Source organism: Henriciella marina (assembly GCF_027213945.1).
GTDB lineage: Bacteria > Pseudomonadota > Alphaproteobacteria > Caulobacterales > Hyphomonadaceae > Henriciella > Henriciella marina_A.
In genome coordinates, this window is record NZ_JAPWGW010000003.1 from 57,744 (window position 1) to 70,338 (window position 12,595).

Below are 12,595 nucleotides of genomic sequence, written 5' to 3' on the forward strand. Positions count from 1 at the left end.
CTCAGTCGCTCGCTGAAGGCGCGCCCGCTTCTCTTGCTGCGGCCAGCCGTGCCGCGCGCCGTTCAAGGCTGGCGCGAAGGCGCGCATGACGCTCAGGCGTTAGCGGGTAGCTCCAGATGAGCGGTACCGCGAGGCTGTAAAGCGCAATCGGGCCGAGGCAGTAGACCAAACGGAGCGCCAGCACGCCCTCTTCTGCCGACGCGGCCGCCCCCATCGCCTGATAGCCGAGGAGGCCCACAATATTGAGCGCGATGCCGGTGAATATCGCCGCCGCCAGCTTCTCCGACAAACCGATGACCGCGAAGTAGGCACCCGCCCGCCGCCCGCCAGAGCGCGCGCTGTCGACATCGACCACATCGGCAAGCATCGCGAGCGGCAGGAACTGAAGCCCGCCAAATGCAAACCCCTTCATCAGGAAGAGGCAGAAGAAAGCGAAATAGTCGCCATAACCGAGGAACAGGTTTGCCGCGCTCACAAAGCTGACAAACCCCAGAGTGCCTAGGAAGGCGCGGTGCTTGCCAACCTTCCGGCCCATCCAAAGCCAGAACGGGATCGCGGCGATCCCGGCCACGAAATAGAGGAAATAGGCCGCCCCGATTGTCGGGATGCCGACGATGTCGCGAATGAAGAAGAGCGAAACCGCGTTGCGCAGGCTCTCCCCGGCAACCACCAGGAAAGCGATCATCAGGACCCGGCGCATCGGCCCGTTGCGCCACATATGGCGGAAGCCTTCAAGGACGGGCACGCGCTCACGAGCGGCAGGCGGCGGCTCCTTCACCGTCGTGACCACCAGCAGCGTCAGAAGCGGCACCGCGACAATGATCGTAATGGCGAGCCAGTAGAGAACCGGCCTCACAAGCGCAGAGCGGTCGCTCGGCACCCGATTCATGATATCGCCGGAAAACGCGCCGATCATGTCGCGCCACATGGCCCCAAAAACCTCGGCCACGGCGCCGCCATCGGCGAGGATCTCCACCACCATCGGCACGGCAGCGGCAAGCAGCAGACCGCCAAGGACAAAGAACTCCCGCACGGCCGTTACCCGGCTGCGGACATGATAATCGGCAGAGAGCTCTGCCCCCCAGGCCCGGAACGGGATCTGGATCATCGTGGCCGACGCGAAGAAAGCCGTCAGCCAGCAGAGCAGATAGAGAACGCCGGCCCCGTCAGGCGGCACGAACAGGAACCACGCCGACACCATGAGACAAGGCGCCCCGAGCACCATATAGGGCTTGCGACGACCGAACCGCGTGCGCCCCCGGTCGGAAATCTCTCCCATGAGCGGGTCGGTAAAGACGTCGGTAAAGCGCGCCAGCATCAGGAGCGTGCCAACGAGCGCAAGGCTCCCAAGGCTCGCGCCATAGTGGGCGGGCAGCCAGATCGCCAGCGGATAGCCATAGATCGCAAGCGGGATCGCCAGCGAGCCATGCAGATAGATCGCGCGGCGGCTCAGCCCGTCATGTGCTGACGGAGAGTTCGCAGCCGCGATCGGCGCAGCCTCAGGGTCCACAATCGCCATGGCACCGTTTCCTCCCGACGTGTGCCCTTTTTTGTATTGGCAGGCACATCGCTAAGTGCCCACTCGACGGTCTTGCACCGTCCCTGTCAATCCCGATCCGGAAAACCTCGCACGAACGTGATGCTGCTGCGGACTACCTGGCGCGCGAGGGACCGGCTCATGGCGCGGCCTCTGTAGTAACTGGTCCAGCATCAGATCGAGAGGTGTCGCTACTCAGCCGCTTTAACGAGCAGCGTCAGCGTGGTCGTATAGCTGCGCACATCAGTCTCGGCCCCCTCAGGTGAGAGCGCGATGTGCCGGACCATAAGCAGGTGCTCGCCCGGCGCTGACGCGGTAAATGCAAGGCGGCCGCTCTCATCGGTCTTCAAAGCCGTGTCGGGCTCGCCCTCTTCCCGGCTGGAGCCGGGCGAAAAGAGTGTAACGTCATACCCTGCGAGAGGCGCGCCATCGAACAGGACGTCCGCTCCAAATCGCTCACCGACGCGAAGATCCGCAGGGTTCGCGCCCGGCCGGATCGCCAGTCTGCCGATTTCACTCTCCAGAGATGCGTGCGGCCCCTTTCCAAACGCCAGATAAATATCTGACACGGTCGCGGTCTGGGCGGTGAGAACATCCGCCTCCTCTGGCAGCGTTTCCTTGTCCAGACCGTCGCCTCCGAGCAGGAAATATGCGCCATCGATCCGCGCAACTTCGCCCTTCCGGCCGAGCCGTTCGCCGGACGAGAAACGGTAATGCCCGCTTTCCTCCAGCGTCGCTTCAAGGATTGTTCGGTCGGGGCGTTCTGCCAGACGGCCGAATTCTCCCACTTCTCCCTCAGGCGTCACGATCATCCACGCGTCTGAGGTGAGACCAATTTCCGTATGGGGAAAGTCGTCGCTGAACGTCGCATGGAAGAGAATTTTGCCTTCCTCATCCGGACTTTCGGTGATCGGTACGATAAACCCCGCATGGGCGAAGGCAGGGGCGGCAACGAACAGCGTCGCAGCCCCGACGAGAAGCGATCTTATCATCCTTCTTCCCCGACAGCTGACTGGTCTGCCGGGCGAAGCCGGTCAGCGAGCGCGCCGATATCGGGCGTCACGAAACTGCGGATGACAGATCTCGCTTCGGTCACGGCCGACGCGGTATCGCGCTCTCCTGCCTGAACCTCGTTCGCAAGGCCAAGTAGCGGATTATACAGGGCTTCGGTTTCGCCTTTTATGGTGATGGCAAAGCGCGGATACTCGGCTTCAATCTTTGCCCACTCATCACGGACACCGGCCCAGTAGTCTTCGGTCGCCGCCCAGTAGTCTTCGCCCGCGGCCACCTCGAAATCAGAGCTACGGCGATACGTATTCACGCCAATCTCGCGAACGAGGGCCTGCGGCTCTCCGGTCAGGATCAGCTTGGAATTGTCCTGCTCATGCACCCAGCCATCCGGCGTCAGCGTGTGACGGTTGACGGCGTCGACCGCATGATAGTCATCGCGCGTCGTCATATCGCGGCGCGGCAGCGCGCGCCATTCGGCCGGCGGGGTCCACTCGGCAATCCCATCCTCATAGGTCCAGTCGCCCACCGCGCCATATCGCGGCGCGTCATCGACCTGATACACCGTCTGCGACCAGGCGCCTTGGCGCTCACCGGCTGGCACGTCGCGCCACGCCCAGGCATTGCCGCCAATGAAAACCAGGACGCGCTGCGGCTCATACCGCCAGTCCTGGCGCCAGTGCTTCACCACGATGGGGGCATCCTCGGGTCCGACCACAAGAATGTGCTGCAGGCTGATGAAGTCGCCCGTGTCTTCGACAACCCGGACGATCTCATTACCGCCTGACAGTTTGCGGTCCTTCAGCTCATAGCCCTCCACAAAGGGCACGGTCTCGATGAAATCGAATGTTACCTTATAGTCCCCCGCCATCGCCAGAACCGATTGCCGGTCGCGCTCGAAACTGGCTGCCTCTTCTGCCGAAGACACCATTTCTGCGGAGCTGGTCTGCCCGACAGCGGCGCCGCTCGCTGTACAGGACGTCAGTAAGAAAGCTGCGCAGGCGAGCGCGCTGAATGAAGCCGAATTTCGCATAGTCTTATCCCTCTTGGCTGGCCCCGATGAAGGGCCCTAGACCCCTTCTGATAATGATAGTGAGAATCATTTGCAATACTCGAAAGCCTATGCAATGAGAGCGACTGCAAATCATTCTCAAGTAATCATGAGGGGAAATCATGACGTTTACAAGCCACCATAATCTGAGAGCCGGCCTGCTGATGGGCACCGCACTCATCCTGTCGGCCCCTGCCCTCGCGCAGAGCCCGGACGTGCCCGACGACGAGGAACGCCGCGAAGAGACCGTGACCGTCTACGGCACCTCCAACCCCATCCCGGTCTTCGACTATCCCGGTCAGGTCAGCGTCATCACGCGCGATGACCTCGACACCTTCGCGCCCTCTACCGTCTCGGACGCTCTACGCGATGTGCCGGGTCTCGACTTCGCTGGTGGCCCACGCCGGACGGGCGAGCTGCCCAGCATCCGCGGCCTCTCGGGTCAGAATGTCCTCATCCTTGTCGATGGCACGCGCCAGAGCTTTACCTCGGCCCATGATGGCCGCTTCTTTCTCGACCCTGAACTGATCGGGAAGGCCGAAGTCGTGAAAGGCCCCGCCTCCGCACTCTACGGGTCTGGCGCCGTCGGCGGCGTCCTCGCCTTTGAGAGCGTCGATGCGGCAGACTTTCTCGAAGAGGATCAGACCATGGGCGCCCGGGTGCGCCTTGGCTATCAGAGCGTCAACGAAGAGACCCTCGCTACCCTCTCCGGCTTTACCCGCCAGGGCAAGTTCGACGGCGTCGCCAGTATCGGCCTTCGCCAGTCCGGCGACATCGACCTTGGCTCGGGCGCATCGCTGCCGTCCGATGACGACATCGCGACCGGCCTCCTGAAGGGCAGCTACGCGCTGACCGAAGCCCTCAACCTCGAAGCCTCATGGCAGCGGTTCGACAATACGGCCATCGAGCCGAATAACGGACAGGGCACCGCTGGCACCGGCGACACCGTACTCGACCGCGATGTCGAAAAGGACATTGTCACCGACACCTACCGCGCCGCCATCACCTTCAATCCCGCCAGCAATAACTGGATCGACACGACCCTGACGGCCTATCAGACTGACAGCAAGGTCGATGAGTTCGACCAGACTGTCCCGCGCACGATCTCGCGAGATATTGAAACGACGGGCTTCAGCATCCGCAACGCGTCCCGCTTCACGCTTGGCCAGAGCGAGAACACCATCACCATCGGCGCAGACTGGTATGAAGACGAACAGGTCGGCACTGACGATCAAACCGTAACAGGCACGCGGAACGGCGTTCCGGACGGCATGAGCGAGTTTACTGGCGTCTTCGCACAGCTGGAATCCGTCATCGCCACACAGTTCGGTGAACTCCTCATCGTGCCCGGCGTGCGGTTCGATGAGTTCGAAAGCTCATCCTCTGTGTCGGCCGGCCAGAAGAATTCTGACGATGCCGTTTCTCCGCGCTTCGCAGCCAGTTTCGAGCCGGCCGGCGCGACATGGTTCCGGGCATTCGGGTCATACTCGGAAGGCTTCCGTGCACCGTCCGTAAACGAACTTTATCTCGACGGCGTGCACTTCTCGGTGCCGCATCCCATCCTGTTCAACCCTGCCCGCGGCTCATTCGTTTTCGTGAACAACAATTTCATCCCGAACCCGGACCTCGTTCCTGAAAAGACCGAAACGGTAGAGTTCGGCGCAGGGGTCGATTTCCGCGATGTCTGGACCAGCCGCGACCGCCTTCAAGGCAAGCTCAGCTATTTCGAGACGGACGCGCAGGACCTCATCAACCTCTCGGTCGATTTCGCCTACGACCCGACCTGCTTTGCGCCGCCTGCCTTTCAGCCCTGCACAGCTGGCACGACCAATTCGGCCAATGTCGACTCTGCGCAGATCGAAGGCTGGGAGGGCGAACTTCGCTACGACTCAGAGCGCTTCTTCAGCCAGGCGACCCTCTCCATTATCGAAGGGACGGACAATTCCGACGGTTCTGACCTTGGCTCGCTGACGGCAGACAGGCTGGCGCTGAACTTCGGTGTCAAAATGCCGGAGTGGAACAGCCGCATCGGCTCCCGCATCCAGATCGCCGACGATTTCGAACGCCGCGAGGCCGATGGCGCGGGCGGCTTCACCATGGCCGAACAGAGAGACGGCTATGTCGTGGTCGACCTCTATGCCAGCTGGTCGCCCTCCTTCGCCGAGAATGTCCGGCTGGACGTCGGTATCGATAACATCTTCGAGCACGACTATGACCGCGTCTTTGAGGGCGTGTCGGAGCCGGGGCGCAACTTCAAGGCCGCCCTCTCCTGGGAGTTCGGCACCTGACATCGCAGGCGCGCGCACGCCCGCGCCCTGCCATCTGGCGAGCCCCCGGATCGGCCCTTGCCCAATAGCGGCGAGGGCCGTCCGCTCCCGCACCACACACAGTGCACCCCCAGCCCTTTACGCGCCCCTGCCCTCGCCCCATCTTGCCGTTCATGGCTCGTTCCCCCTCTTCAGGCGTCCAGGATGCTGGCGCCACATTCAACTGGTCCGGCGCCGCGCGCGATGCGTCGGGCACGCTGCCATCCGACAACTGGACGCCGCACAGGCCTGACCGGCAGTGGGAGAAGATCGAGGGCGGCAAGCGCTTCAAGGTCGCTTCAGACTATGAGCCCGCCGGCGACCAGCGCACCGCCATCCCCGAACTCGTCGAAGGCATCCAGAACGGCGAGCGCGACCAGGTCCTCCTCGGCGCGACCGGCACCGGCAAGACCTTCACCATGGCCAAGGTCATCGAGGCGGTCCAGCGCCCCGCCCTCATTCTCGCGCCCAACAAGACGCTCGCGGCCCAGCTTTACGGCGAGATGAAGTCCTTCTTCCCCGACAATGCGGTGGAGTATTTCGTCTCCTATTACGACTACTACCAGCCCGAAGCCTACGTCCCCCGCTCGGACCTCTATATCGAGAAGGAATCCTCCATCAACGAGGCGATCGACCGGATGCGCCACTCGGCCACCCGCGCCATCCTGGAGCGTGACGACGTCATCATCGTCGCGTCCGTCTCCTGCATCTACGGCATCGGCTCGGTCGAGACCTATTCCTCGATGACCTTCAAGCTCGAGGAAGGCCAGCAGATCGACCCGCGCGAGGTCGCCGAGAAACTCGTCGCGCTCCAGTACACCCGCAACGACACCGCCTTCCAGCGCGGCAGTTTCCGCCTCAAGGGCGACGTGCTCGACATCTTCCCGGCCCACTATGACGATTGCGCCTGGAAGCTCTCCTTCTTCGGCGACGAGCTGGAAAGCATCGTCGAGTTCGACCCGCTGACCGGCAAGAAGACCGCCGACCTCCCCGCCATCAAGCTCTACGCCAACAGCCACTATGTAACGCCCCGCCCGACGCTCAACGGCGCCATTAGCGGTATCAAGAAAGAGCTGAAGGAAACGCTCGCCCATTTCGAGAAGCACAACAAGCTGCTCGAGGCCCAGCGCATCGAACAGCGCACCACTTATGACATGGAAATGATGGCCGCGACCGGCTCGTGTAACGGCATCGAGAACTATAGCCGCTACCTCACCGGCCGCCTGCCGGGTGAGCCGCCGCCAACCATGTTCGAATACCTGCCGGAAAACGCCCTCGTCTTTGTCGATGAGAGCCACCAGACCGTCCCGCAGATCGGCGCGATGTTCAAGGGCGACTTCAACCGCAAGTCGACGCTCGCCGAATACGGCTTCCGCCTGCCGTCGTGCATCGACAACCGCCCGCTCAAATTCCCCGAATGGGAAGCGATGCGCCCCCAGACCGTCCACGTCTCGGCCACCCCCGGCAAGTGGGAGATGGAGCAGACAGGCGGCATCTTCACCGAACAGATCATCCGCCCCACCGGCCTCATCGATCCGCCAGTGGAAGTGCGCCCCGTCACGGGCACGAAGGACAATGGCAATATCAACCAGGTCGACGACCTCCTCTCAGAGGTGAAAGACGTCGCCGCCAAGGGCTTCCGCTCCCTCGTCACCACGCTGACCAAGAAAATGGCCGAGGACCTCACCGAATACCTGCATGAACAGGGCGTGCGCGTGCGCTACATGCACTCTGACATCGACACAGTGGAGCGGATCGAGATCATCCGTGACCTCCGCCTTGGGGAGTTCGACGTCCTCGTCGGCATCAACCTCCTGCGCGAAGGCCTCGACATCCCTGAGTGCGCCTTTGTCGGCATTCTCGACGCCGACAAGGAAGGGTTCCTGCGCTCGGAAACCTCGCTGGTCCAGACCATTGGCCGCGCCGCCCGTAACTCCGAAGCGCGCGTCGTTCTCTATGCCGACAGGATTACCGGCAGCATGGAACGCGCCATGGAAGAGACCCAGCGGCGCCGCGAGAAACAGATCGCCCATAATGAAGAACACGGCATCACGCCGACCACAATCGTGCGCGCCGTCGCCGACATCCTCGCCGACCTCGGCGAAAAGCCAGGCGGCAAGAGCCAGCAGCTCAAGGGCGGCAAATCCCGCCGCCTGCCAGCGCGCGGCATGGCCGAAGACGCCGTCGCCAAACTCGAACCCGGCTCAGGCCACAACCTCAAATCCGTCATCGCCAGTATCGAGAAACAGATGCGCGAAGCGGCGGCCAATCTGGAGTTCGAAGAGGCGGCGAGGCTCAGGGATGAGCTGAAAGCGCTGCGTGAGGAAGAACTGGGCTTGTAGCCAAGACCAGACCCCTCTGCCCGTCATCCCGGATACCCCGGACTTGATCCGGGGAATCGGGGACCCAGCTGAACCAAACACCACCCAGCCAAACTGGGTCCCGGCTCTCCCTCCGGTTGGCCGGGATGACGCGTTATTGAAACCAGACAGGCTGCGAGGCAAAGCGAAAAGCCGGTCCAGAAAATCGACTTAGGATCCGAATAGCGGGTGATGGAGAGGCTCAAGGAGCTCTGAGAGGATAAGTTGGGCTTCTAGGCAGATGTGGAATCTACGAGCATGTCGGAAAAATTAACTTTGGACACTCCCTCAAAGCAATGCGTCTATATTATCAAGTAGCGGCTTAAAATTCAAAAAGTCGATTGATTTATAACTAGGAACAACAACATTTTTGGCGAACGCCCACTTTCCGTATTCTTTAGAACTCACTCCACCAGGATTATGAGGATTAAAAACTTTTCCGTTTAACTTAGTATTCAATACTGAAAGGGGAAAGAGTTCTTCAATTATAATTGGCGTGGCTGGATTCACCTTTGGAATTGGAACTACGAAAGTGTTACTAAATATCTTGTAGTGCGGCGCTGAACCGTCAACGGCTGAGTGCGAATTGAGGATACTCTTGACGACCGACCACACGCTCTTAGCTGCCGCATCATTGTCGACAAGGATTATCAGCGGATGTTCCGTTGGAGCGACCTCAAAGGTGTTTTGAGCATCCCTCAACGTTTCTAAAAAGTTCTTCAAACCACCAATTCCCCCGGACAGCCCTAGCAATACGTCGGTCGTGGTCGAATAGTTGAAAAAGCGAACTTTCCTTTCGCCCGAACTCGAGATCATTTTTGGATATTGCGGAGCGAGTTTTTGAAGCGCGCATTTTAGATAAACATTATCAGTTTTGCCCTCACAAAGAATTGTCGGCATCTCATTCGCATGTAACATTTCAAATAGAAGTAGATTTCTGTAACGCCGATAGAACTCGGGGGCCTTTTCTTTTGCCTTTTTGAAATCTCTGAATGGCCGAATGTTTCCTTTGGAACTATCAACATACTCGACTGATCGCACTGAGAATTCAAAGCTCATCCGCCCTCGGACCTGAGGCAAAGACAAAGGTACTTTAACTCCATCTGTAGAACTGATTGTGTAGGCTTCGCCGGTTGTGAAAAGTGAATGACACATCGCCCGCGTTCGCTTCCTATATTCACAAGGAACGTTGAGCTTTTCGTTAACTATCAACCCTGTTGCCATTTGTCTGGCACGCTTGCACTGCATTCTCGTCTTCGCAGGATTAACTGCAAATTTGATTAGTTTTAGTTCCCTGCGGAGCGCCCGACCTATTGCCCACGTGCGCTTTAGAGAGAGCAGCTTTCGTTTCGCGATAGCTCGGGGAAAGACACGCACATTTGTGGAGAATGTAATGTCATCCGCGTATCGCGAGTAAGTACACTTATGCTTCCTTGCCAATCTATTCAGTCTCGAGTCGATTATGTTACCCAAGAACTCAGATATTATTGGTGACGTCGGAGCACCTTGCGGTAATGAGTTTTCATAACAACAAATTTGGGCAATCAGCGTAGCTATTTCTGGTCTCAGCCTAAACCGCGAGTCGGAAATAAAAAAACCCCGCACTCGTCCGAAGTTGATGCTTCCGTAGAAATTTTTTAGATCGATATTAAATACGAACTTCTTGCCAATGTGCTTCAGAGCATTCGTATTGATAGACCCTCTAGACTTCACGATACCATGCTGGAGCGCACGGCTTGGATCGAATTTTTCTCGTCTCAAGTCAGCGTGACACTTTGCAAGCAGCACTGCGGTTCGCTTTTGAATGTTCTTGAGCTGCCCATTCGGGGCAGAAATTGTGCGCATTCCACCGGACTTCTTAGGCCGCTCGAACACTGAATAACTCTTACCGGTCGAGCTCACGTACATTACATACGATAACCACTGTGGCTTAACGCCGATCAAGTGAGCAAAATCGCTTAGAGATGTGGCGCTTTTTAAAGCAGAAAGAGATGATTGGCTTGCGGGCACTCTTATGAAACTCCAGGGGAACGTATTATGACGAACCGAAGGGAACGTAGAATCCCGAAGACTCCTTTTGCACTCGTTGCGAAAGCACAACGAAAATGTCTACCCGCAAGCTGTAGTACAGCATAGCCCAGAGGTAGAAAGACTGTCAAATACGTTTTCTCTACATTCCACTTAAAAACTCACCTTACCCACACCAATCCACCTGCCCGCCTTCTTCAAGCGGCTGCGCGAGCCCGTCCCGTGAGAGCAGCCAGCCAATATGGTCGCCGTCGAGATAGACATGGGCGCGCAGACGCCCATAGCGGTCCTGGCCGTCCGGTAGAAACGTCACCTTGCTGCCCGCCTCAAACAGCGCGCGTGCCCGCGCTTCGGTCTTGCGGCCCAGCGCGTCTTCCTCTGGACAGCCCGCCGCGTCGCCCGTCTCCGGACTGTCCCACCCGATGAGGCGGAGCCGCACCCGCTCTTCCCGGCCCGAGCCTGAGAGCCGCCGTAGCTCGAACGTGTCGCCATCGACCGCCAGAAGGTCGCGCACCGACGCGCTAACGCACCGCGCGCCATCCGCCTCGCAGAGATTAGCCGGTTCGTCGAACGTGCGCCCCTCCCCACCACACGCGGCGAGCAGCATCGCACCCACGCTGAAGATCAAATATCTCATTGTCAAAGCCTCTGCCCTCGCCCGCCAATAACGGGGATACGTCCTTGAGCAAAGTCGTAGCAGAAAACCTGCGCACCAAGGCTTGTGCACCAAAGTCATCAATTCTGCCGCACCTCTTGGAGAAGATCGCTCTCGATTTCTATTTGACGTTTAATATTTGGTGCGTTAAACATCTACACAACAAGAAGTGGGGGCAAGTGTTGATGGGGTTGCTTGATAAATTTGCAAATCGGACGAGCTTTGACGCGCCGGAACGTCCATCGCGTGCGGATATCCAAAATGCGGTTGGGATTATTGGCATTTGCGCCGTCGCTTCTGACGGCCACATCGATAAAAACGAAATCGTCGATTTGCAGAACACATGCATCTCGATGCCTCTGTTCGCGGACGTAGTGGCGAACCAAGCTTTGGTTCGCGCTGAAAAGCTCGTTTCGAAGAATTTTGAGGGCGCACTGAGCTACGCGATAGGCGTTTTACGGAATTCGGGCTGGGCAGAAACTGGTTTTACTGTCGCCTGCAACTTGGTTTTTTCTGACGCTCAAATTGATCAAGAAGAAGCCAATTTTGTAGAAATGTTAAAATCGTCGCTGGGCGTTTCCGAAGAGTTCTCAGAGGCAGTCGTTACAACTCTCGCGTCGCTGTATCGGGCGAGCTAATCAAGGAGGCAACGTTGGATAAGCACTCTATCAAAATGAAATTCGTCGAAGGCACGCTTACGTTCATTGGGGCTGTTACAGCACTAAGCGGCGCTCCAGCATCCCAAGTCGAAGTGTACGTCGAGCAAGGCAAAGAAGCTGTTACCATGACCCATAGGGCACGCATTGAGCAGGCCTATCGAGAGGTTTCCAACTGGAATTAAGTGGGTAGTCTTTGCGGCTATGCCGATAGCTGGGTTCAATATCTATTCTGACTTTCCCCATCCCCACAAACCCGCCCCATACTTGCGCCCATGATTGCCGACGGGTTCATCAGGGACAGTTTCAACGCCATGATTGGCGCGCTTGAGTGCGCGGCCGAGCGGGCGGGGCTTATCACGCGCCATGCCCCGGTGACCCGCGCAGCCGCCCGCCGCTTCATGTCGAGGCTGCGCCAGCTGGAAACGCTCCTGCGCCGCCTCCTCGTCCTGATGGCGGCGGAGCTCGACCTAGGTGTGAAACCGCTCATCCCCGCGGAGGCGGGGATCTCGTCCAGCCAAACCGCGCCCTCCGAAACTACCCGCACTGATCCTGAGCGAGCCCGGAGCACGAGCACGCGCACGCACTTCCCCCTCCTCCGCATCCTGCGCCCCTACACTGCTGAAGACGCCACCCGCCTCAGTGCCCTGCCGCGCCGCCCGCACCGGCCCGTCGATGAAACACTGCTGGTGCACCGCTACTGCACCCTCCTGACACACCTCCGGCACCCCGAGCGGCTCGCCCGGCGCATGGCGCGCCACCTTGCAAGGCTGCGCGCCGCCGGAGAGATCCGGCCCATCTGCCAGCCGCAACCTGGCCTGCACCGGCTCTCGGCCGAACTCGGCGCCCTTGCAGCCTGCCTCCCTGCGATGATCGCGGCGGCCCTCTCTGACTGGTACGACACGGGCTAGCGGCGGGAGACATGCAACCTCACCCTGAGCCTGTCGAAGGATGAAGCAGCCGTAGGACTGAGCGTAGTCGAAGGACGCGCCCA

At 59.4% G+C, this 12,595-nt stretch carries 9 protein-coding genes; 4 read left to right on the forward strand and 5 right to left on the reverse strand.

Features of this window, described 5'->3' with window-relative positions; genetic code table 11:
• Position 1: 1 nt before the first annotated feature.
• The 3 genes from O4G74_RS09530 to O4G74_RS09540 form a co-directional block, all read right to left on the reverse strand.
• A complete protein-coding gene (locus O4G74_RS09530) occupies positions 2–1,519 on the reverse strand; it encodes an MFS transporter (RefSeq protein WP_269402374.1) in 1,518 nt (505 codons plus the stop codon).
• A gap of 209 nt (positions 1,520–1,728) precedes the next feature.
• The gene (locus O4G74_RS09535) at positions 1,729–2,529 is read right to left on the reverse strand and encodes a DUF4198 domain-containing protein (RefSeq protein WP_269402375.1); all 801 of its coding nucleotides are present in this window, start codon (positions 2,527–2,529) and stop codon (positions 1,729–1,731) included.
• Complete coding sequence (locus O4G74_RS09540) at positions 2,526–3,578, reverse strand: DUF6607 family protein (RefSeq protein ID WP_269402376.1); 1,053 nt, start codon at positions 3,576–3,578, stop codon at positions 2,526–2,528. Before O4G74_RS09540 ends, O4G74_RS09535 begins: the two co-directional genes overlap by 4 nt.
• A 140-nt stretch (positions 3,579–3,718) precedes the next feature.
• Between O4G74_RS09540 and O4G74_RS09545 the strand changes: the two genes are divergently transcribed.
• Positions 3,719–5,884 carry a TonB-dependent hemoglobin/transferrin/lactoferrin family receptor gene (locus O4G74_RS09545; RefSeq protein WP_269402377.1) on the forward strand — a complete coding sequence of 722 codons (2,166 nt, stop codon included), beginning with the start codon at positions 3,719–3,721 and terminating at the stop codon, positions 5,882–5,884.
• A 152-nt stretch (positions 5,885–6,036) separates the two neighbouring features.
• Entirely contained in the window at positions 6,037–8,244 is a 2,208-nt protein-coding gene (uvrB, locus tag O4G74_RS09550; protein WP_269402378.1) for an excinuclease ABC subunit UvrB, read from the forward strand.
• A 306-nt stretch (positions 8,245–8,550) separates the two neighbouring features.
• On the opposite strand, the gene O4G74_RS09555 is transcribed toward uvrB, so the two are convergent.
• Together O4G74_RS09555 and O4G74_RS09560 are read right to left on the reverse strand one after the other, a co-directional pair.
• A complete protein-coding gene (locus O4G74_RS09555; protein WP_269402379.1) occupies positions 8,551–10,272 on the reverse strand; it encodes a retron Ec67 family RNA-directed DNA polymerase/endonuclease in 1,722 nt (573 codons plus the stop codon).
• Positions 10,273–10,456: 184 nt separating this feature from the next.
• The gene (locus O4G74_RS09560; RefSeq protein ID WP_269402380.1) at positions 10,457–10,927 is read right to left on the reverse strand and encodes a thermonuclease family protein; all 471 of its coding nucleotides are present in this window, start codon (positions 10,925–10,927) and stop codon (positions 10,457–10,459) included.
• 44 nt (positions 10,928–10,971) lie between these two features.
• Here O4G74_RS09560 and O4G74_RS09565 point away from each other — a divergent pair, with 44 nt between their 5' ends.
• Together O4G74_RS09565 and O4G74_RS09570 are read left to right on the forward strand one after the other, a co-directional pair.
• Positions 10,972–11,583: a hypothetical protein gene (locus tag O4G74_RS09565; protein WP_269402381.1), complete on the forward strand. Its 612-nt coding sequence runs from the start codon at positions 10,972–10,974 to the stop codon at positions 11,581–11,583.
• A 293-nt stretch (positions 11,584–11,876) separates the two neighbouring features.
• Positions 11,877–12,512, forward strand: a complete 636-nt coding sequence (locus O4G74_RS09570; RefSeq protein ID WP_269402382.1) for a hypothetical protein — start codon at positions 11,877–11,879, stop codon at positions 12,510–12,512.
• Positions 12,513–12,595 lie beyond the last annotated feature (83 nt).